General features: G+C 71.6%; 18 protein-coding genes and 1 pseudogene. 9 read left to right on the plus strand and 10 right to left on the minus strand.

Annotation, left to right across the window (positions count from 1 at the left end; genetic code table 11):
• Position 1 precedes the first annotated feature (1 nt).
• The gene (locus ACIRVK_RS15350) at positions 2-523 is read right to left on the minus strand and encodes a sigma-70 family RNA polymerase sigma factor (RefSeq protein ID WP_404247025.1); all 522 of its coding nucleotides are present in this window, start codon (positions 521-523) and stop codon (positions 2-4) included.
• A gap of 207 nt (positions 524-730) precedes the next feature.
• Between ACIRVK_RS15350 and ACIRVK_RS15355 the strand changes: the two genes are divergently transcribed.
• Complete coding sequence (locus ACIRVK_RS15355) at positions 731-1,765, plus strand: aspartate-semialdehyde dehydrogenase (RefSeq protein WP_404247027.1); 1,035 nt, start codon at positions 731-733, stop codon at positions 1,763-1,765.
• On the opposite strand, the pseudogene ACIRVK_RS15360 reads toward ACIRVK_RS15355, so the two are convergent.
• Positions 1,747-2,220, minus strand: a pseudogene (locus tag ACIRVK_RS15360) (DUF1203 domain-containing protein); the annotation flags it as partial. The gene ACIRVK_RS15355 and the pseudogene ACIRVK_RS15360 overlap by 19 nt on opposite strands.
• Before the next feature lie 119 nt (positions 2,221-2,339).
• On the opposite strand from ACIRVK_RS15360, the gene pepN reads away from it, so the two are divergent.
• Positions 2,340-4,910: an aminopeptidase N gene (pepN, locus tag ACIRVK_RS15365; protein WP_404247029.1), complete on the plus strand. Its 2,571-nt coding sequence runs from the start codon at positions 2,340-2,342 to the stop codon at positions 4,908-4,910.
• 156 nt (positions 4,911-5,066) lie between these two features.
• Here pepN and ACIRVK_RS15370 read toward each other — a convergent pair whose 3' ends face one another.
• From ACIRVK_RS15370 to ACIRVK_RS15380, 3 genes are all read right to left on the minus strand, one after another.
• Positions 5,067-5,825, minus strand: a complete 759-nt coding sequence (locus ACIRVK_RS15370; RefSeq protein ID WP_404247031.1) for an SDR family NAD(P)-dependent oxidoreductase — start codon at positions 5,823-5,825, stop codon at positions 5,067-5,069.
• A gap of 79 nt (positions 5,826-5,904) precedes the next feature.
• Positions 5,905-7,236, minus strand: coding sequence for a sigma-70 family RNA polymerase sigma factor (locus ACIRVK_RS15375; protein ID WP_404247033.1), 1,332 nt, complete (start codon positions 7,234-7,236; stop codon positions 5,905-5,907).
• A gap of 17 nt (positions 7,237-7,253) precedes the next feature.
• Positions 7,254-8,138 carry a LysR family transcriptional regulator gene (locus ACIRVK_RS15380; protein WP_404247035.1) on the minus strand — a complete coding sequence of 295 codons (885 nt, stop codon included), beginning with the start codon at positions 8,136-8,138 and terminating at the stop codon, positions 7,254-7,256.
• 132 nt (positions 8,139-8,270) lie between these two features.
• On the opposite strand from ACIRVK_RS15380, the gene ACIRVK_RS15385 reads away from it, so the two are divergent.
• Positions 8,271-9,176: an SDR family oxidoreductase gene (locus ACIRVK_RS15385; protein ID WP_404247037.1), complete on the plus strand. Its 906-nt coding sequence runs from the start codon at positions 8,271-8,273 to the stop codon at positions 9,174-9,176.
• Positions 9,177-9,245: 69 nt separating this feature from the next.
• On the opposite strand, the gene ACIRVK_RS15390 is transcribed toward ACIRVK_RS15385, so the two are convergent.
• Positions 9,246-10,691: an FAD-dependent monooxygenase gene (locus ACIRVK_RS15390; protein WP_404247039.1), complete on the minus strand. Its 1,446-nt coding sequence runs from the start codon at positions 10,689-10,691 to the stop codon at positions 9,246-9,248.
• Between the two features lie 127 nt (positions 10,692-10,818).
• Between ACIRVK_RS15390 and ACIRVK_RS15395 the strand changes: the two genes are divergently transcribed.
• Complete coding sequence (locus tag ACIRVK_RS15395) at positions 10,819-11,400, plus strand: TetR family transcriptional regulator (protein ID WP_404247041.1); 582 nt, start codon at positions 10,819-10,821, stop codon at positions 11,398-11,400.
• Positions 11,401-11,491: 91 nt separating this feature from the next.
• Here the strand turns inward: ACIRVK_RS15395 and ACIRVK_RS15400 are convergent, their stop codons facing one another.
• The 4 genes from ACIRVK_RS15400 to ACIRVK_RS15415 form a co-directional block, all read right to left on the minus strand.
• A complete protein-coding gene (locus tag ACIRVK_RS15400; protein WP_404247043.1) occupies positions 11,492-11,758 on the minus strand; it encodes a hypothetical protein in 267 nt (88 codons plus the stop codon).
• 69 nt (positions 11,759-11,827) lie between these two features.
• Positions 11,828-13,906: a 4-alpha-glucanotransferase gene (gene malQ, locus ACIRVK_RS15405; protein WP_404247045.1), complete on the minus strand. Its 2,079-nt coding sequence runs from the start codon at positions 13,904-13,906 to the stop codon at positions 11,828-11,830.
• Positions 13,907-14,137: a hypothetical protein gene (locus ACIRVK_RS15410; protein WP_404247047.1), complete on the minus strand. Its 231-nt coding sequence runs from the start codon at positions 14,135-14,137 to the stop codon at positions 13,907-13,909.
• Positions 14,138-14,397: 260 nt separating this feature from the next.
• A complete protein-coding gene (locus ACIRVK_RS15415; protein WP_009323657.1) occupies positions 14,398-14,934 on the minus strand; it encodes an HNH endonuclease in 537 nt (178 codons plus the stop codon).
• A gap of 322 nt (positions 14,935-15,256) precedes the next feature.
• On the opposite strand from ACIRVK_RS15415, the gene ACIRVK_RS15420 reads away from it, so the two are divergent.
• The 5 genes from ACIRVK_RS15420 to ACIRVK_RS15440 all read left to right on the plus strand — a co-directional run bounded on the left by ACIRVK_RS15420 (position 15,257) and on the right by ACIRVK_RS15440 (position 21,097).
• Positions 15,257-16,354 carry a mechanosensitive ion channel family protein gene (locus tag ACIRVK_RS15420; protein WP_404247049.1) on the plus strand — a complete coding sequence of 366 codons (1,098 nt, stop codon included), beginning with the start codon at positions 15,257-15,259 and terminating at the stop codon, positions 16,352-16,354.
• Between the two features lie 215 nt (positions 16,355-16,569).
• Positions 16,570-17,781 (plus strand): ROK family protein, encoded by a 1,212-nt coding sequence (locus tag ACIRVK_RS15425; RefSeq protein WP_404247051.1) that lies wholly within the window; start codon positions 16,570-16,572, stop codon positions 17,779-17,781.
• Between the two features lie 81 nt (positions 17,782-17,862).
• Positions 17,863-19,224, plus strand: a complete 1,362-nt coding sequence (locus ACIRVK_RS15430; protein WP_404247053.1) for an ABC transporter substrate-binding protein — start codon at positions 17,863-17,865, stop codon at positions 19,222-19,224.
• 8 nt (positions 19,225-19,232) lie between these two features.
• The gene (locus tag ACIRVK_RS15435; protein WP_404247055.1) at positions 19,233-20,201 is read left to right on the plus strand and encodes a carbohydrate ABC transporter permease; all 969 of its coding nucleotides are present in this window, start codon (positions 19,233-19,235) and stop codon (positions 20,199-20,201) included.
• A gap of 2 nt (positions 20,202-20,203) precedes the next feature.
• Positions 20,204-21,097: a carbohydrate ABC transporter permease gene (locus tag ACIRVK_RS15440; RefSeq protein WP_404247057.1), complete on the plus strand. Its 894-nt coding sequence runs from the start codon at positions 20,204-20,206 to the stop codon at positions 21,095-21,097.
• Positions 21,098-21,101: the final 4 nt, after the last annotated feature.

Genomic DNA, 21,101 nt, shown 5'->3' on the forward strand with positions numbered 1-21,101 from the left:
CTCACACCACCTCGTCCTCGTGCAGACGGGCGCGCAGGGCCCGGACCGCCGTGTGCAGCCGGCTCTTGACCGTGCCCTCCGGGACGCCGAGCTCCTCGGCGATCGAGCGGACCGGCAGGTCGGCGTAGAAGCGCAGGACGAGGACCTGGCGCTGGGAGTCGGGGAGCTCGTCGAGCCCCTGGGCGACGGCCAGGGAGAGCACGCTGGTGTCCTCCCCCGACGGGTGCTCCAGTTGGCGCAGCGAGGCCAGCCGCTCCCCGATCCGCTCCTGGCGGCGCTTGGCGCGGTGCCAGTCCATGGCCAGGTTGGAGGCGACGACGGCCGCCCACGCGGAGACGTCACGCGGGGCCTCGTACCCCTTCGCGGCGCGCTCCAGCAACCGCAGGCGGACCTGCTGCACCCCGTCCGGCAGGTCCGCCTGCGGCACCCCGCCCAGCGCGAGCACCGCCCGCACCCGGCGTTCCTGAGCCGCGTCCAGAGGATCGTCACCCTCCGGCGCGCGGCGGGCCTTTCTGCGCAGCACGAGCCACCCCCTCACCGCGTTTCTTCTACGACGCCGCAGCACCCGGAAACGTTCGGGCCGGTCCCGAGAAGTTGTGTGGAGGCGTAGGTCACACCGTCCGGCGTTCCACTCCTCGGGCATGGGGCGCAAAGAATTGGACAGGCGGGCCCGGGTCGGCCGCATGATGGAAAAGCCGCAGACACGCACGTACACGCAGAAGGAGTCGCCGTGAGGGTCGGAATCGTCGGAGCCACCGGTCAGGTCGGCACGGTCATGCGCAGGATCCTCAAGGAACGGAACTTCCCGGTCACCGAGCTGCGCCTGTTCGCCTCGGCCCGTTCCGCCGGGACCGAGCTGGACGGTGTGACGGTGGAGGACGCGGCCACGGCCGACTACACCGGCCTGGACATCGTGCTGTTCTCCGCGGGTGGCGCGACCTCCAAGGCGCTGGCCGAGAAGGTCGCCTCGCAGGGCGCCGTCGTGATCGACAACTCCTCCGCCTGGCGCAAGGACCCCGAGGTCCCGCTGGTCGTCTCCGAGGTGAACCCGCACGCGATCGCCGACCGCCCCAAGGGCATCATCGCCAACCCGAACTGCACCACGATGGCCGCGATGCCGGCGCTGAAGGTCCTGCACGCCGAGGCGGGCCTCGAGGCGCTGGTCGTCGCCACCTACCAGGCGGTGTCCGGTTCGGGCCTCGCGGGCGTGGCGGAGCTGCACGGGCAGGCGCAGAAGGTGATCGCCGACGCCGACAAGCTGACCCACGACGGCTCCGCGGTCGACTTCCCCGAGCCCGGCGTCTACAAGCGCCCCATCGCCTTCAACGTGCTGCCCTTCGCCGGCAACCTCGTCGACGACGGCCTGAACGAGACGGACGAGGAGCAGAAGCTCCGCAACGAGTCCCGCAAGATCCTGGAGATCCCGGACCTGAAGGTCTCCGGCACCTGCGTCCGGGTCCCGGTCTTCTCCGGCCACTCCCTGCAGGTCAACGCCCGTTTCGCCCGCCCGATCAGCCCCGAGCGCGCGACGGAGCTGCTGGCCGCCGCCCCGGGCGTCGAACTCTCCGACATCCCGACCCCTCTCCAGGCCGCCGGCCAGGACCCCGCCTACGTCGGCCGCATCCGCCGCGACGAGACGGTGGACAACGGTCTCGCCCTGTTCATCTCCAACGACAACCTCCGCAAGGGCGCCGCACTGAACGCGGTACAGATCGCGGAGCTGGTGGCGGCCGAACTGCGGGGCCGGGGTCTGCGCACCTCGTAGAGGAAACAGCCGTACTCGACGGCCCGGACATGGACGAGTGCCACCTCCGGGTCGTCGAACGCTTTTCGGAAGGCCGCGTCGTCGAGGGCGTCGACCAGCTCGCTGCCGACGAGGATGTGACCGCTGGCGGAGTAGCGGCGGACGGTGCGGTGGGCACCCCCGAAGGGGTAGGGGGCGCCGGTGTCCGGTCCCCGGCACTCGTCGGCATGGACGAAGACGGGCCCCTGCTCGTCGTAGGCTCCCGGCTCGGCGCCTGTCTCGGCCGCCCAGCGGCGCAGCGGCGCGTACGCCACGAGCGCGATCCGTTCCCCCGGCTCGCTGCGCCGCAGACAGCAGCGCAGGGGTGCGCCGCCCTCGTCGTCGGTGAACGGGGCCATCGGGTGACCCGCGTCGTCGGTGACGCGCAGTTCATCAAGGGTGGCTCGGGCGACGGGGCGTGCGGTGTAGGTCGTCATACGTCCCCGGCTCGCGCGGTGCGGGCCTGACGACCGGCGGTAAATGGACATCGCGCTTCCCCTCGCCGCCGTGGAAGGATGGCCGCACCGCCGGACCCACCTACCGAGGAGATGACCGCGTGCCTGGCACAAACCTGACCCGCGAAGAGGCTCAGCAGCGGGCTCAGCTGCTCACTGTCGAGTCCTACGAGATCGATCTCGACCTCTCCGGCGCGCAGGAGGGCGGTACGTACCGGTCCGTGACGACGGTGCGTTTCGACGTCCGCGAGAACGGCTCCGAGTCCTTCATCGACCTGGTCGCCCCGACCGTCCACGAGGTCACGCTGAACGGCGACCCGCTGGCGCCCGACGAGGTGTTCAAGGACTCCCGGATCGCCCTGCCGGGGCTGCTCGAGGGCCGTAACGTCCTCCGGGTCGTGGCCGACTGCGCGTACACCAACACCGGCGAGGGCCTGCACCGGTTCGTCGACCCCGTCGACCAACAGGCCTACCTGTACACCCAGTTCGAGGTACCGGACGCCCGCCGCGTGTTCGCGAGCTTCGAGCAGCCGGACCTGAAGGCCACCTTCCAGTTCACCGTGAAGGCGCCCACGGGCTGGACCGTCGTCTCCAACTCCCCGACGCCCGAGCCCAAGGACGACGTCTGGGTCTTCGAGCCGACCCCGCGGATCTCCAGTTACATCACCGCCCTGATCGTCGGCCCGTACCACTCCGTGCACAGCGTGTACGAGAAGGACGGCCAGTCCGTGCCGCTCGGCATCTACTGCCGGCCCTCGCTCGCCGAGTTCCTCGACTCCGACGGGATCTTCGAGGTCACCCGCCAGGGCTTCGAGTGGTTCCAGGAGAAGTTCGACTACGCGTACCCGTTCAAGAAGTACGACCAGCTGTTCGTACCGGAGTTCAACGCGGGCGCGATGGAGAACGCCGGCGCCGTGACCATCCGGGACCAGTACGTGTTCCGCTCCAAGGTCACCGACGCGTCGTACGAGCTGCGCGCGGAGACCATCCTGCACGAGCTGGCCCACATGTGGTTCGGCGACCTGGTCACCATGGAGTGGTGGAACGACCTGTGGCTGAACGAGTCGTTCGCCACCTACACCTCCATCGCCTGCCAGGCCCACCACCCGGACTCCCGCTGGCCGCACTCCTGGACGACGTTCGCCAACTCCATGAAGACGTGGGCCTACCGGCAGGACCAGCTGCCCTCCACCCACCCGATCATGGCCGAGATCCGCGACCTCGACGACGTCCTGGTCAACTTCGACGGCATCACGTACGCCAAGGGCGCCAGCGTCCTCAAGCAGCTCGTCGCCTACGTCGGCATGGACGAGTTCTTCGCCGGCGTCCAGGCGTACTTCAAGCGTCACGCCTACGGCAACACCCGCCTGTCCGACCTGCTGGGCGCCCTGGAGGAGACCTCCGGCCGCGACCTGGGGACCTGGTCGCAGAAGTGGCTGCAGACGGCCGGCATCAACGTCCTGCGCCCGGAGATCGAGACGGACGCCGAGGGCGTCGTGACCTCCTTCGCCATCCGCCAGGAGGCCCCCGCCCTCCCCGCCGGGGCGAAGGGAGAGCCGACCCTGCGTCCGCACCGCATCGCGGTCGGCCTGTACGAACTCGACGAGACCAGCGGCAAGCTGGTGCGCGAGGACCGGATCGAGCTGGACGTGGACGGCGAGCTGACCGCCGTACCGCAGCTGGCCGGCCGGCGCCGTCCGGCCGTCGTGCTGCTCAACGACGACGACCTGTCGTACGCCAAGGTCCGCCTCGACGAGCAGTCTCTGGCGTTCGTCACCGAGCACCTCGGCGACTTCGAGTCCTCCCTGCCCCGCGCCCTGTGCTGGGCGTCGGCCTGGGACATGACCCGGGACGCGGAGCTCGCCACCCGCGACTACCTCTCGCTGGTCCTGTCGGGCATCGGCAAGGAGTCCGACATCGGTGTCGTGCAGTCGCTGCACCGCCAGGTCAAGCTCGCGATCGACCTGTACGCCGACCCGACCGCCCGCGAGTCCCTGCTCACCCGCTGGACCGACGCCACCCTCGCCCACCTGCGTGCGGCCGAGCCCGGCAGCGACCACCAGCTGGCCTGGGCGCGGGCCTTCGCGGCCACCGCCCGCACGCCGGAGCAGCTTGACCTGCTCGAGTCCCTGCTGGACGGTTCGCAGACCGTCGAGGGCCTGGCCGTCGACACCGAGCTGCGCTGGGCGCTGGTGCAGCGGCTCGCCGCGGTCGGCCGATTCGACGAGGCGGAGATCGCCGGCGAGTACGAGCGGGACAGGACCGCGGCCGGCGAGCGCCACGCGGCCAGCGCCCGTGCCGCCCGTCCGACGGCGGAGGCGAAGGCGGAGGCCTGGGCGTCGGTCGTCGAGTCCGACAAGCTGCCCAACGCCGTCCAGGAGGCCGTCATCGGCGGCTTCGTGCAGACGGACCAGCGGGAGCTGCTGGCGCCGTACACGGCGAAGTACTTCGAGGTGGTCAAGGGCATCTGGGAGTCCCGTTCGCACGAGATGGCCCAGCAGATCGCCGTCGGCCTGTACCCGTCCGTCCAGGTGTCCCAGGAGGTGCTGGAGCTCACGGACACCTGGCTGGCCGAGGCCGAGCCGGGCGCGGCCCTGCGCCGCCTGGTCTCGGAGTCCCGCTCGGGCGTGGAGCGCGCGCTGAAGGCCCAGGCCGCGGACGCGGCGGCGTAGGCGCTCCGCTGGAAGGCCGGCACAGGTCGTCGGTCGTCTGCGGCGCCGTCGTGGCTTGTCGCGCCCACGCGGCGGAGCCGCATGTAGACAGGGTCCCGCGCCCCTGAGGGCGTTCAGGGCGCCCGGTGTTTGTTGCCGGGCGCCCTTTGCCTTTCCTCAGCGCACGACCATGCCGCCGGTGACGTTGACGAAGGTGCCCGTGATGCCGGCCGCCTGGTCGGAGGCGAGGAAGACCGCGGTGGCGGCGACCTCGGCGAGGGTGGGGTTGCGGTGGGTCATGCGCATCCCGGCGAGGCCCGCGACGATGCCCTGGACGGCGGCCTCGTCGATCGCCGGGTTGACCGCGGACAGCTTCTCGACGGTGAACGTCTCCGGCACACCGGCCGCCCACAGGCCCACCGCCCGCACCCCGCGCGGGCCCAGCTCGATCGCCAGGTTGCGTACGAGGGTGTCGGTGGCGGCGTCCGCGGGGCCGGTACCGCCCATCATCGGACTGCCGTGTGCGGAGCCGCTGTTGAGGGTGAGGATCACCCCGGAACCCCGCTCGGCCATGCGGCGCCCGGCGGCGCGGGCGGTGATGAAGTTGGCGCGGGTGCCGGCGAGCACGGGCCGCAGGAAGTCGTCCACCGGCATCTCGGTGAGCGGGGCGCCCTGCACGTCGCCGCGCGAGACCAGGTTGAAGGAGACGTCGACGGCGCCGACACCGGCGAGGTGCTCCTCCACGGCCGTCTCGTCCAGCGCGTCCACGACCGCGACCTCGGCGCCCTCGATGCCGTCGGCCACCGCCTCCAGCGTCTTGCGGGTCCGTCCGACGAGGTGCACCCGCGCGCCCTCGGCGGCGAAGGCGCGGGCCACCGCGGCGCCGATCGAACCGCCGGCGCCGTAGATGATCGCGGTCTTGTCGGTGAGCAGCATGGTGATCTCCCTCAGGGGTGTTCCGTAGCGGTCGGTCGTACAGACGCACGGGACGGCGGCCGCTCATCGGTCGGCGGGGTCACAGCCGCAGCGGCAGCCCGAAGGCCGGGAACAGGTGCGGCTCGAAGGAGGTGATCTCCACGATCCGGTCGTCGGCGTCGAAACGGAGCACGTCGAGGACCTGGGCGCGGTGGACGTTGGTACCGGGCCTGCGGACGTAGCCGCCCGCCGCGAGCAGGCCGTTGGCGCGGGCGGGCAGGTGGCGCCAGTGGCCGAAGAACATCGGGGAGGCCGGGTCGAGGGTGGGGCGCAGGAAGTCGAGGAGGGCGTCGCGGCCGGTGAACCAGAACGGGTTGGGCGGCATGGTGAGCGTGACGTCCTGGGCGAGCAGGTCGGTCATCGCAGCGAGGTCGAGCTGTTCGGCGGCGCTCATGTACCGCTGCAGGACGGCGCGTTGGGCCCGCGTCGGCCCGGCGGCGGTCCAGTCGGCGCGCCGGGCCGGCAGGTGGTCGCGGAGGGTGGGACGGGCGCGTTGCAGGGCGCTGTTGGCGGAGGCCACGGTCAGGCCGAGGGCCTCGGCGGTCTCGGCCGCGGTCAGGCCCAGCACGTCCCGCAGGATGAGCACCGCGCGCTGGCGGGGCGGCAGGTGTTGCAGGGCGGCGAGGAAGACCAGCTCCAGGGTCTCCCGGGAGAGGGCCGCGGCCTCCGGCTGCTCGTCCGGGGAGGGCAGTTCGTCGTCGGGGTAGGGCTGGAGCCAGGTGACGCGGGCGGGCGGCTCGCCGGTGCCGTGGTTCATGCCGGGGACCGGCTCGTAGCGCTGCGGGCGGCGGGCGGTGCGGCGCTGGAAGTCGAGGCAGGCGTTGGTGGCGATGCGGTACAGCCAGGTGCGCGCGCCGGCCCGTCCCTCGAAGGCGTCCCGGGCCCGCCAGGCGCGCAGGAACGTCTCCTGCACCAGGTCCTCGGCGTCGTCGTAGGAGCCGGTCATCCGGTAGCAGTGGACCTGGATCTCCCGCCGGTGGGACTCGGTGAGGGCGGCGAAGTCGGTCTCGGTGAGCAGGGGCCCGGTGCCGGGTTGCGTAACGGCGGCAGGCGTGACGGATTCCTTCGCCGTGTCCCGTGCCAGCCGTGCCACGCGGCGCAGCCGGGCGACCGCCGAGGACAGTTCGCTCGCCCCCGAGTACAGGACGGAGGGCGGCTGCGGAGCCAGTTCCTTCACCTGCCGCGCGATGTCCTCGATCAGCCCCTCCACTCCGCTCTCCTCGGGCCCGTGCCGCTGCCGGTACGCCTTCTGCCGGCAGGCCGCCGAGCAGTACAGGGAGCTGCGGCCGGAGCGGCCGGCCCGGGCGGGCAGCGGCTTGCCACAGACCGCGCAGACATCGCCGACCACGGGCACCTCCGCAGGTTGCGTCACACGGGGACGGTGTGACGCTATCGCGGGTCGGGGCGGGTGATGTGGGTGCGCGCGACTTTCCGGAAGGCGGTCACCAGGCGGCCGCGGTCGCCGGCGCGGACGGCGAGGACGACCTGGCTGGGCTCCACGCCGTGCAGCGGGACGCTGGTGAGGTCGGGACGCAGCCGGATGCCGGTCGGGTAGGCCGTGACGACCAGGGCCTCCCCGGCGGCGACGACCTCGAACTTGTCCTCCAGGTCCTGGATCTCGGGGCCCTCGGGCGCCGGGCGGCCGTCCGGCCGGGGTTCGAGACGCCAGAAGGCCGCCCAGGCGGGGTCGGCGCCGATGATCCGGGGCATCGGCTCGTCCGCGATGTCGTCGACGGTGACGGACTCCTTGCCGGCCAGGCGGTGGTCGACGGGGATCACCACGGCCCTGGGCTCGTCGTAGAGGACGGTCACGTCCAACCCGTCGGTGGCGAAGGGCAGCCGGGTCACCACCGCGTCCACCCGGTGGTCGAGCAGCGCCGGGCGCGCCCCGTCCCAGCGCAGGTGCCGGCTTCGCACGTCGGCCTCCGGATGCCGGCGCCGCAGCTCGCGCACGGCGTCGGTGACGATCACGCCGCTGGTGAAGCCGACGGTGAACCGGCCGGGCTCGGCGGCGGCGCGGGCCTCCGCGGTGGCCTGCTCCGCGGAGCGCAGCAGCGTCCTCGCGCGGGGCAGGAACACCTCGCCGGCCTCGGTGAGACGGGTACCGCGCGGGGTGCGGTCGAGGAGCCGGGCGCCGATCTGCTGCTCCAGGCTCGCGATCTGCCGGCTGAGCGAGGGCTGCGTGACGTGCAGGGCCTCGGCGGCACGGCCGAAGTGGCGGTGCTCGGCTACAGCGATGAAGTACCGGACCAGCCGGAGATCGAGGTCGGCCATGTCATCCAGCGTACTCACCTGGGGTGATGCCCGGATCGTATTGCGCCATGCGGAACAGGCTTTGGACGCGGCCGCCGCCTCCTGCGGAGGATGGACGCACACCCACCCACCACCCTTCCGAAGGGCCGCACCATGCGTGTATTCGTCACGGGCGCCACCGGTTTCATCGGTTCCGCCGTGGTCCGCGAACTCCTCGACGCCGGGCATCAGGTCACCGGGCTCGCCCGCTCCGACGCGTCCGCCGCGGCGCTGACGGCCGCCGGGGCCGAGGTGCACCGCGGGGACCTGACCGACCCCGACACCCTCGCCGCGGGGGCCGCCGCGGCCGACGGCGTCGCCCATCTCGCCTTCATCCACGACTTCTCGGGGACCTTCGACTTCGCCGCCGCCTGCGCGGCCGACCTGCGGGCCATCGAGGCCGTCGGAGCGGCGCTGGCCGGCTCGGACAAGCCGTTCGTGATCTCCTCCGGCACGGCGCTGCTGAAGCCGGGCAGCGTCGCCACCGAGGAGGACACCGCGCCGCCCGAGTCGTTCGGGGCGGTCCGGGCGCGCAACGAGGAGGCGGCCGTCGCGCTGGCCGACCGCGGGGTCCGGTCGGCGGCCGTCCGCTTCTCCCCGACCGTGCACGGCCGGGGCGACAAGGGCTTCGTCTCGATGCTGATCGACATCGCCCGCGAGAAGGGCTTCGCGGCCCACGTCGGCGACGGCGCCAACCGCTGGCCCGCCGTGCACCGCTCGGACGCGGCCCGTCTGGTGCGGCTCGCCCTGGAGTCGGCGCCGGCCGGCACCCGACTGCACGCGGTCGGCGAGGAGGGTGTGCCGTTTCGCGACATCGCCGCCGTCATCGGCCGTCACCTGGACCTGCCGGTCCGCTCCGTCTCCCCCGAGGAGGCGGCCTCCCACTTCGGCTGGCTCGCGCACGTCGCCCCTCTCGACGTACCGGCGTCCAACGTCCTGACCCGCAAGTGGGTGGGCTGGGAACCGACCGGCCCGGAGCTGCTGGAGGACCTGGAGGAGGGGCACTACTTCAGCGCGTAGGCGAGGGGCGGGCGGGGCGATGAGTGGGCCGCCCGCCGGGACGTGGGAGTCCCGTGGCCGAAGAGCCGTTCACCCCACATGGGCGGCGAGGGCCCGCTCGACCGCCGGGGCGTCCGCCGAGTCCGCCGCCCACGCCACATACCCGTCGGGCCGCACCAGCACGGTCGTACGGCGGCCGCTCGCCCAGCGGTCCACGGCCAGCCGGTCCTTGCGGCCGCCCTGGTCCCCGTACGCGTCCGCGTCCGGGGTGATCAGTACGAAGCGGCCGCCGCGCAGGGCCTCGTGGAGGCGGCCGTTGCCGAGGGCGACGTCGGGGACCCGGGTGCCGGTGAGGCGGTGGGCGCCGCGCGGGGCCCGGTACCGGTAACCGATGCCGGTGATCTGGGCGGCCATCCTGCGGCGGACCGGGGCGACGGTGTCGAGGAAGGTGGTGAGCGCGGCGCGGAACGCCAGTTCCCAGGGGCCCTTGGCCATCGCGAGGCGGACGATGCCGCCGCTGCTGCGCAGGACGGACCTGCCGACGGGGTGGCGTTCGGCCTGGTAGGTGTCGAGGAGGGCCGGGTCCGCGTGGCCGTTCACGACCTGCGCGAGCTTCCAGCTCAGGTTGGCCGCGTCCTGCAGGCCGGTGTTCATGCCCTGACCGCCGGCCGGGGTGTGGACGTGTGCGGCGTCCCCGGCGAGGAAGACGCGGCCCACGCGGTAGGCGGGCGCCTGGCGTTCGTCGCTGTGGAAGCGGGACATCCAGCGGGCGTCGTGCATGCCGAAGTCACGGCCGAGGGCGAGACGGGTGACCTCCTTGATCTCGTCGAGGTCGAGGGGCTCGCTGTCCGCGACGTCACGGGCGCGGTTCCAGCCGATCAGCCGGTAGTAGCCGTCGCCGAAGGGCGCGAGGAAGGCGAAGGCGTCACCGACGGCGTTGACGGTGAGCAGGCTGCCGGGCTCCTCGGCCAGCCGCACATCCGCGAGGACGACGGAACGGATCACGGAGCGCCCCGGGAAGGGCAGCCCGACCGCCTCGCGTACGGCGCTGCGCATGCCGTCGGTGCCGACGACGTACCCGGCGCGCAGGGACCGCGCGGTTCCGCCGGGTCCGCGCACCTCGACCGTCACGCCGTCCGCGTCCTGCGTCAGGCCGGTCAGCTCGGTCTCGTACCGGAAGTCCACCCCGGCCTCGACCGCACGCCGCTCGATCGCCTTCTCCACCTCGTACTGCGGGATGACGAGCAGGTGGGAGAAGCGGGAGGGGAGGGTCTCGAGCCGGAGGGTGAGGCGCCCGAAGAGGTTCAGGCGGTCGAGGGGGCGGCCGACGGCCTCCAACTGGTCGGCCAGGCCCCGGGCGTCGAGTTGTTCGAGGGTGCGGGCGTGCAGGACGAAGGCACGGGAGAGGTTGCTGATGCCGTGCGGGCGCTTCTCGAGAAGTGTGACGGGGACGCCGGCGGTGGCGAGGTCACCGGCGAGCAGGAGACCGGCGGGGCCGGCGCCGACGACGATCACGGGGTTCGGGGTGCCGTTCATGAGGACCTCCGGGGCCAACGCGTGTTTGCCAACGGTTGTTTGCCAACGCTCGTTGACGAAGGTAGCGCGGGCGACTCAGGGGAGTCAACACTTGTTGGCCCACACTCGTTGGCCTACGCTTGTTGGCATGAGATCCAGCCCTGACCCGAGGCAATCCCACCGCCGCTCCGACGCCACCCGAGAGGCGATCCTCACCGCCGCCCGTGAACGCTTCGCCGCCGACGGCTATGAGCGCGCCACCATCCGCGCCATCGCCAGGGAGGCGCGCATCGACCCGTCGATGGTGATGCGCTACTACGGCAACAAGGAGGGTCTGTTCGCGGCGGCCGTCGCCGTCGACCTGGAGCTGCCGGACCTGCGAGCGGTGCCCCGCCAGGACGTCGGCCGGGCGCTCGTGACGCACTTCCTCGACGTATGGGAGAACAACGAGGAGCTCACCGCCCTGCTGCGGGTCGCGGCGGCCAGCGGGGCCGGGGCGGAGCGGATGCAGGGGATCTTCCGGGAGCAGTTGCTGCCGGCCACCCGTCAGGTGTGCCCGGACCCGGAACAGGTGCCGGCCCGGGCCGCGCTCGTGGCGGCGCAGCTGCTGGGGCTGGCGCTGACGCGTTACGTGCTGCGGATCACGCCGGCGGTGGACCTGCACCCGGAGGAGCTCGTCGCCTGGCTGGCCCCCACGCTGCAGCGGTACCTCACGGCGCCGAGCCCCTAGCCGCCGGAACACGTCGAGGGCACCGGTCTCGCCCTCGTACGCCTGGTGCGCGAACGGGCGGCGGGGCCGGTGCCCTCGACGGAGTGTGAAGTCAGGCCTTCGCCCTGGTCTTCTCCGCGCCGGGCTTGACCGTGCGGATCTTGGACTTGTCCAGGACCATCACCAGCCCGGCGATGGTCCCGAAGAGGGCGAGCGGGATGGCGACATAGAGGCCCAGCGTCTGGATGACGCTCAGGCCGTGGCCGGGGTCGTCGCCGTCGTCGCGGGTCAGCGCGAGCGCGGGGGACGACATGAGCAGCATCATCAGCGTCGTACCGGCGGCCAGGGCGCCGGCGCGCAGGGCGTTCTTCTTGTCCACGGTGACAAAAGTATCGAACGACGAACGGGGCCGCGCGTGCGGGGGGTACCGTACGGCCCCACCCCGCCGCTACCCGGTCCGCAGCACGTCGATCAGGGCGTGCAGCCTCGGTGACCCGGCCAGCTCCTCCAGGGTCACCGCTCTGCCCTCCGCGTCCGCGACCGGCAGCCGCCAGTTCGGGTACTGGTCCCAGGTGCCCGGCAGGTTCTGCGGGCGGCGATCGCCGACCGTGTCCGGCAGCCAGACGCCGACGAGCCGGGACGGGGTGCGCAGCAGGAAGCGGTGGACGGCCTGGATCTCGGCCTCCTCCTCGGAGGTGGCCTGCCCGCCGCCGGTGGCGTGCAACAGCCCGAGCCGGGTGAGCACGGCCAGCCACTCCCCCGTGTCGGCCGCGGCCTCCGCGCGTTCCTCCTCCAGCGGGCGGGTCAGCAGGTCCAGGCGGTGGCGGAGTTCGACATGTTCGCCGGTGAGGCGGGCGGCGGTGGACGGCAGGTCGTGGGTGGTGGCGGTGGCCAGGCAGTCGGCGCGCCAGGCCTCGGGCGGCAGCGGCCGGCCGTCGCCCTCCCAGTCCCGCTCGAACCACAGCACCGACGTGCCGAGCACCCCGCGCTCGCGCAGCTTCTCCCGCACGCCGGGCTCCACGGTGCCCAGGTCCTCGCCGATGACGACGGACCCGGCGCGGGAGGCCTCCAGCACCAGGACCGCGAGCATGGCCTCGGCGTCGTAGCGGACGTAGGTGCCCTCGGTGGGCGGATGCCCCTGCGGCACCCACCAGAGCCGGAACAGGCCCATGACGTGGTCGATGCGCAGGGCGCCCGCGTACCGGAACAGGGCGCGCAGCAGGCGGCGGTACGGCTCGTACCCGGACTCGGCCAGGCGGTCCGGGCGCCAGGGCGGCAGACCCCAGTCCTGGCCGCGGGCGTTGAAGGCGTCCGGCGGGGCACCCACCGACATACCGGCCGCGAAGTACCGCTGCTGCGCCCAGGCGTCGGCGCCCTCGGGGTGCACGCCCACGGCGAGGTCGTGCACGACGCCGACCGCCATGCCGGCGTCGCGCGCGGTGCGCTGGGCGGCCGCCAGCTGGGCGTCGGTGAGCCAGGCCAGCCGGCAGTGGAAGTCCACCCGGTCCATCAGCTCGGCCCGGGCGCGCGCGGTCTCGGCCGACCGGGGATCGCGCAGTCCCTCCGGCCAGCTCCGCCAGTCCGCACCGTGCACCTCGGCGAGGGCGTACCACGTTGCGTGGTCCTCGAGCGCCTCGCCCTCCCGGGCCAGGAAGTCGGCGTAGGCGGCCCGCCGCCCCGGCCCCAGCGGCACCTCGCGGACCAGCTCCAGCGCCTCCCGCTTCAGCTCCCACACGGCGTCCCGGTCGATCAGGGCGCCCTTTTCCAGGACGGAGTCGCGCAGTGCGGCGGCCTTCAACGACAGCGCCCGCAGGCTCTCGCGGTCCTCGACGTACGGGTACTCGGGCAGGTCCTCGACGCGCAGGTACACCGGGTCCGGGAAACGGCGGGAGGAGGGGCGGTACGGGGACGGGTCGGTGGGGGCGCCGGGGACGGCCGAGTGCAGCGGGTTGACCTGGACGAAGCCGGCGCCGAGCGCACGGCCGGCCCAGGCGGTGAGCTCGGCGAGGTCACCGAGGTCGCCCATGCCCCAGGAGCGCCGGGAGAGCAGGGAGTAGAGCTGGACGAGGAGTCCGTACGAGCGGACGGTGGGCGTGGGCAGCCGGGGCGGGGCGACGACCAGGTGGGCCTCGGCGGTGCGGCCGTCGGGCGCGGTGGCCGTCAACCGGTGGACACCCGGCGGGAGTTGGTCGACGCCGGTCCGCGTCTCGCCCTGCTCGGTCTCGACGCTCAGCCGGGTGCCGGACGGGAGGGCGTCCAGCGCGGGGGACGTACCGCCGCTCCACAGCACCACGGTGGGCGGCAGCAGCCGCTCGGCCAGCTCCCGCTCGCGGGCGGCGAGGGCGGCGTGGGCCGCCTGCTCCGTGCCGGCGTCGACGCCGAGGGCGGCGAGGACCAGGGTGACGGCGGTGGCCGAGGCCGCGACCGTACGGTCCGGCGACGGGCTGTAGGAGGTGGCCACGCCGTGCAGCTCGGCGAGCCTGGTCAGCTCCTCGGAGGGCGGTTCGGCCGGCCCCTGCGCTGCCATCTACGGCCTCGTGCAGTCCGGCTCGGGGGCCACCGACTCGCTGGTCAGCGGCGCGGCCTCGGCGAGCGGGGGTTCGCTGGTCAGGGGTTCGGCGTCGGGCAGGGGCGGTTCGCTGGTGAGCGGGGTCCCGGCACAGGCGCCCTCCGCGCTGAAGACGCAGAAGCGCGGCTCGGGTTCGAGGGAGGGCAACTGCGCCACGGGTTTGGAGAGGGGGTATGCCGGTGCGGCCACGAGGGCCTCCTTTGGCTGAGTACGGCGACCTTGCGGGATCAACGCAGCCCTACCCAGCGAACGCGACGGCAGACGTACAACGAGGAACTCCGTGCCTCTCCTCACATTCTGGGCTCCATTGGCTCCGCGGCGCACGGCCCACCCGCCGAGCTGCGCCGCTCATGACGTTCCGGCCCCGGGGCGCGGGGGGGGGAGCCCCGGGGCCGGACACCCTGTGGCCGCATGGCCCGCGCGCGCACGGCTGTGCGAAGGCCCGGACGTCAGGCGGAGATGCCGTCGATCCGGGCCAGGGCGTCGTCCGCGCCGTACGGCTGCAGGTACGGCAGCCAGCGCGGGTCCCTATGGCCGGTGCCGATGATGCGCCAGGCCAGACCGGTGGGCGGGGCTGGTTTGTGGCGCAGCCGCCAGCCGATCTCGAAGAGGTGCCGGTCGGCCTTCACGTGGTTGCAGCGGCGGCACGAGGCCACCACGTTGTCCCAGACGTGCTTGCCCCCGCGGCTGCGCGGGATGACGTGGTCGACGCTGGTTGCGACGCCACCGCAGTACATGCACCGGCCCCCGTCACGGGCGAAGAGCGCCCTGCGGGTAAGAGGAACGGGCCCCCGATAGGGAACCCGGACGAATCGCTTGAGCCGGACCACGCTTGGTGCGGGGACTGTGACGGTTGCGCTGTGCATGAAGGCGCCCGATTCCTCCAGGGAGACCGCTTTGTTCTCCAGGACGAGGACGAGCGCGCGGCGGAGCGGTACGACGCCGAGTGGCTCGTACGACGCGTTGAGGACCAGGACATGCGGCACGGATGCCTCCTTGGGCGTCGGCGGCGCGTGGCTCGCGCCGGGACGATCTGTAGTCAGTCTCCCCTCTTGCCTGGTGGAAGCGCCACCATGTCCCGGTAACGGGCTGGGAGTGTTTTCGACCACATCTGATGCATCCCCCGGACCGGCTGCGCTTTATCCCACCTGCTCATCTCGGAGTGCGCACGGTCTCTCCTCGGAAGTTGGCAAGGATTCACACACGGTGCCCCGATAGTGTGGTGAACCTGCCCGCCCGGTGACCTTTTCGTGACCTTGACCGCGTCGCGTACCGGAGGGCGGACGTGTGCACCTGGAGGTACCCGCCGTGTCCTTGACCGCCGTCCTACTGGCCGCCGGTTCGTCGCCGTCCCCGTCCTCCTCGGAGTCGACGGCCGTGACGCTCCCCACCGTGCAGGACGCCCAGAAGAGCGCGACCAACGCCGCCAGCTGGGTGGAGCAGAACTGGTCGACCTGGCTCGCCATCGGCCTGCGGGTCCTGCTCATCCTGGTGGTCGCGGCGGTACTCAGAGCGGTCGTGCAGCGGGCGATCACCAAGCTGATCGACCGGATGACCCGCACCGCGCAGGCCGTGGACGGCACGGCGCTCGGCGGGCTGCTGGTCAACAACGAACGCCGCCGGCAGCGCTCCCAGGCCATCGGGTCCGTGCTGCGCTCGGTCGCGTCCTTCCTGATCCTCGGCACGGCGGCGCTCATGGTGCTGGGCGCCTTCCAGATCAACCTGGCCCCGCTGCTGGCCTCCGCCGGTGTCGCCGGTGTCGCCATCGGTTTCGGCGCCCGCAACCTGGTCACCGACTTCCTCTCCGGTGTCTTCATGATCCTGGAGGACCAGTACGGCGTCGGTGACGTCATCGACGCGGGCGTGGCATCCGGCGAGGTCATCGAGGTCGGCCTGCGCGTGACGAAGCTGCGCGGCTCCGAGGGCGAGATCTGGTACGTCCGCAACGGCGAGGTCAAGCGGATCGGCAACCTCTCCCAGGGCTGGGCCACGGCCGGGGTCGACGTCACCGTGAAGGCGAACGAGGACCTGGACCGGCTGAAGGCCACCCTCGACGAGGTCGCCGAGAAGATGAGCGCGGAGGAGCCCTGGAACGAGCTCCTGTGGAGCCCGATCGAGGTCCTGGGCCTCGACAGCGTGCTGCTGGACTCGATGGTCATCCGCATCTCCGCGAGGACCATGCCGGGCAAGTCCCTGGCCGTCGAACGCGAGCTGCGCTGGCGCGTCAAGCGGGCCTTCGACGCGGCGGACATCCACATCGTGGGCGGCGAGACGGCCGTGGAGGACGCCACGAACGCCCCCGACGCGACGGAGGCGGTCGCGGCCCCCTCGGTCCATGCCGCCCCGGACTCCCCGCAGTCGGCGGCGGCGTCACCCATGGTCCAGCAGCGGACCGTGCCGAAGTAGCCGCCCGCTCTCCTCGCCCCACCGGAGTCCCCCCGCAGTCTTACCGCAGTCCCACCGAAGTCCCACCGCCCCCGAGGTAACGAGTGTGTTGCCTCGGGGGCGGCGTCTATTGACGCCCCCTTCGCCCTGGGATTACGTTCCTCTCCAGCCGATAGGAAACTTTCCTAACAGTGGCTGGATGAGAAGCTGGACAGTCGAAAGGCAGGTGTCGACACATGGCAGGATCCGCCGGTACGCCGGGCACCCCGCGCGTCCTGCGCGCCATGAACGACCGCGCCGCCCTGGACCTCCTCCTGGAGCACGGGCCGCTGTCCCGCACGCGGATCGGCAAGCTCACCGGCCTCTCCAAGCCGACCGCCTCCCAACTGCTCGCCCGCCTCGAAGCGGCGGGCCTGGTCCTCGCCACCGGCACCACCGAGGGACGACCGGGACCCAACGCCCAGCTGTACGAGGTCAACCCGGCCGCCGGGTACGCCGCGGGCCTGGACGTCACCCCGGAGCGCATCCTCGCCGCCGTCGCCGACGTGACCGGCCGCACGGTGGGCTCGTACGAACTCCCCACCCCCGGGAGGCGTCCGGCCCAGCCCGTCGTGCGGCAGGTCACCGACGCCCTCGACGGCGCGGTGAAGGCGGCGGGGCTGGCCCGGGACGACGTGCACCGCCTCGTCATCGGCACCCCGGGCGCCTTCGACCCGAACACGGGCCGGCTGCGCTACGCCTCCCACCTGCCGGGCTGGCACACCCCGGCCCTGCTCGACGAGATCGCCGCCGCGCTGCCGATGCCGGTGGAGTACGAGAACGACGTCAACCTCGTCGCCGTCGCCGAACAACGGCTGGGCGCGGCCCGCGGGCACGAGGACTTCGTGCTGCTGTGGAACGAGGGGGGCCTCGGTGCCGCCCTGGTCCTGGGCGGCCGGCTGCACCGCGGCTGGACCGGCGGCGCGGGCGAGGTGGGTTTCCTTCCGGTTCCGGGCGCACCCCTGGTCCGGCAGGTCACCAAAGCCAACAGTGGCGGCTACCAGGAGCTGGCCGGCTCCCAGGCCGTCCCGCACCTCGCCCGCCAGCTCGGCATCGAGCGGATCCCCTCGGGGCCGTACGCCGAGGTTGCCGCCGCGCTCCTCGAGCGGGCCGCCGCCGAGGACACCGTCCTGAACCGCAAGCTCCTCGAGACGTACGCGACCCGGCTGGCCACCGGTCTCGCCTCCCTCGTCTCCGTGCTCGACCCCGAACTCGTCGTGCTCAGCGGCGCCTCCCTGACCTCGGGCGGCGAGCTGCTGCGCTCCCTCGTCCAGGACGAGCTGGAGGAACTGGCCGCGGCCCGTCCCCGGCTCGTCGTCGGTGACGTCCGTGACCATCCCGTGCTGCGGGGCGCGCTGGAGAGCGCCCTCGCGGCCACCCGCGACGAGGTCTTCGACACCTCGCGCTGACGCGGCACCCCCGCCCCGCACCTCGCACTCACCCCCCGCGCCTTCCTCACCTGTCCCGTCCCGCCCCTGGGAGACCCTGCCATGCCCGAAAAGTCCAGGAAAGTCACCCCCGAAGCGACCCGGAAGACGGTGGTCGCGCTCGCCGCGTCCGCTTCCCTCGCCCTCCTCGCCACCGCCTGTACCGGTCAGTCGAGCTCGGGCTCGAGCGACGACGCCTCCAAGAACACGACGATCAACTTCTGGCACGCCTGGAGCGCCCCGAACGAGGTCGCGGCCGTCAAAGCACTGATCAGCGGCTTCGAGAAGGCCCACCCCAACATCCATGTGAACGTCGTCGGCAACGTGACCGACGACAAGATCAACCAGGCGCTGCGCACCGGCGGCGACAAGGCGCCGGACGTCATCTCCTCCTTCACCACCAACAACGTCGGCAAGTTCTGCTCCTCGGGCGCGCTGGTCGACCTCAACCCCTTCTTCAAGAAGGACGGCATCGACCCGCAGACCACCTTCCCGAAGCCGATGAACGAGTACACCCAGTTCAACGGCAACCGCTGCACGGTGCCGCTGCTCGGTGACGCCTACGGCCTCTACTACAACAAGACCGAGTTCAAGGCGGCCGGCATCACCAGCCCGCCGAAGACCTGGTCCGAGTTCGAGACCGACGCCAAGAAGCTGACGATCCCCCAGGGCGACACCTACAAGCAGCTCGGCTTCATGCCGGACTACCACGGCTGGGAGACGACGACCGAGCACTACTTCGCGCAGTTCTCGCCGACGTACTTCGACCAGGCCGGCAAGTCCGACCTCGCGAAGGACCCGGCGTTCGCCGCCGGGTTCCAGCTGCAGAAGAAGCTCGTCGACGAACTCGGCGGCTTCAAGAAGCTGGAGACCTACCGCTCCACGCTCGGCGACGAGTGGGGCAAGAAGCACCCCTTCCACACCGGCCAGGTCGCCATGCAGCTCGACGGCGAGTGGCGGCTCGGGATGGCCACGGACGCCAACCCGAAGCTCGACATCGGCGTCGCCCCGCTGCCCGTACCCGACAACCAGGCCTCGCAGTACGGCAAGGGCTACATCACCGGCACCATCGCCGGTATCGCCGCCACCAGCAAGAAGCAGAACGCGGCCTGGGAGTTCGTCAAGTACATCACCACGGACACCGACGCGGTCGTGAACTTCTCCAACGGCATCCACAACGTGCCCTCCACGCTGGCCGCCCTGAAGTCCCCGAAGCTGAAGTACGACCCGCGCTTCAAGACGTTCCTCGACATCGCCGCGAACCCGAACTCGACCACGACACCCGCCTCGATCAACGGCGGTTCGTACCTCGTGACCATCCAGAACCTCGGCTACGACTACGAGAGCGGAAAGGTCACCAACCTCCGGTCGGCCCTGCAGAGCACGGCCAAGCAGATCGACACCGACATCGCGCAGGCGAAGTAGTCCCGACGATGAGCACCATCACCCTGGCGTCGAAGCGCCGCACCCCCGGCCTCGCCGCGAAGCAGCGGAAGCAGGCGCTTCGCACCCTCGCCTTCATGTCGCCCTGGTTGATCGGCTTCGCGGTGTTCTTCGCGTACCCGCTGATCTCGACGGTCTACTTCTCGTTCATGCACTACGACGGCTTCAAGGCGCCGACGTGGAGCGGCGCGAAGAACTGGACGTACGTCTTCGAGCACTACCCCTACTTCTGGCCCGCGCTGCGCAACACCCTGTGGCTGGTCGTCGTCATGGTGACCCTGCGGGTCGCCTTCGGACTCGGCGTCGGCCTGCTGATCACCAAGATCAAGACGGGCACGGGGGTGTTCCGCACCCTGTTCTACCTGCCCTACCTCGCCCCGCCGGTCGCCGCGACCATGGCGTTCGCGTTCCTGCTCAACCCCGGTACGGGCCCGGTGAACTCGATCCTGGAGAAGGTCGGCATCCCCGCCCCCGGCTGGTTCAACGACCCGTCCTGGTCCAAGCCGGCCCTGACCCTGCTCGCCCTGTGGGGCATCGGCGACCTGATGGTCATCTTCATGGCCGCGCTGCTCGACGTCCCGCAGGAGCAGTACGAGGCCGCCGAGCTGGACGGCGCCTCCGCCTGGCAGCGGTTCCGGTATGTCACCCTTCCCAACATCTCGCCGATCGTGATGTTCGCCGTCGTCACCGGCGTGATCCAGACCATGCAGTACTACACGCAGCCGCTGATCGCGGGGAAGGTCGCCTCGGGGGTGATCCAGGGCGCGGGCACCCAGTTCGAGCCCGGCTACCCGGAGAAGTCCACGCTGACCCTCCCGCAGCTCGTCTACAACCTCGGTTTCCAGCGCTTCGACTACGGCTCCGCGTGTGTCGTCGCCCTCGTCCTGTTCGCCCTGTCCATGGTGTTCACCGCGTTCCTGATGCGGCGCCGGGGCGGTCTCAACCTGGCAGGTGACTGACCATGGCCCAAGTACTGGACAAGCCGGTGCAGGTGCACGCCCCGGTCTCGCCCGCCGAGCGCACGGCCCGCCGCAGGTCCCTGTTCGAGTGGATCGCCGTCCACTCCCTCGGGGTGGCTGCCGCGCTCTTCTTCACCCTGCCGTTCGTGTTCGTGTTCCTGACCTCCCTGATGAGCGACAGTCAGGCCCTCAGCCGGGACCTGATCCCGCACACCTGGGAGTGGGGCAACTACCGGAAGGTCTTCGACACCCCGGGCTTCCTCACCTGGTGGAAGAACACGCTGATCTACGCGGGACTGGGAACGGTCCTCACCGTCGTCTCCTCCATCCCGGTGGCGTACGCGCTCGCCAAGTTCCGCTTCCGGGGCCGCAATCTCTCCCTGATGCTGGTCATCTCCATGATGATGCTGCCGCCGCAGGTGATCATCATCCCGATGTACCTGTTCTGGGCGAAGCAGCTGGACCTGTCGGGCACGCTGTGGCCGCTGATCATCCCGATGGCCTTCGGCGACGCGTTCTCCATCTTCCTGCTGCGCCAGTTCCTGCTGACCATCCCGAACGAGTACGTGGACGCGGCCAAGGTCGACGGCTGCGGGGACCTGCGGACGCTGCTCAAGGTCGTCATCCCGATGGCCAGGCCCGGCATCGCCGCCGTCGCCCTGTTCCAGTTCTTCTACGCCTGGAACGACTACTTCGGCCCGCAGATCTACGCCTCGGAGAACCCGGGCGCGTGGACCCTCAGTTACGGCCTGGAGTCCTTCAAGGGCGCGCACCACACCGACTGGAACCTCACCATGGCCGCGACCGTGCTGGTCATGGCCCCCGTGATCCTCGTGTTCTTCTTCGCCCAGAAGGCGTTCGTCGAAGGCGTCACGCTCACCGGAGTGAAGGGTTAACCCC

This window comes from Streptomyces sp. NPDC101152 (assembly GCF_044768275.1).
Classification (GTDB): domain Bacteria; phylum Actinomycetota; class Actinomycetes; order Streptomycetales; family Streptomycetaceae; genus Streptomyces.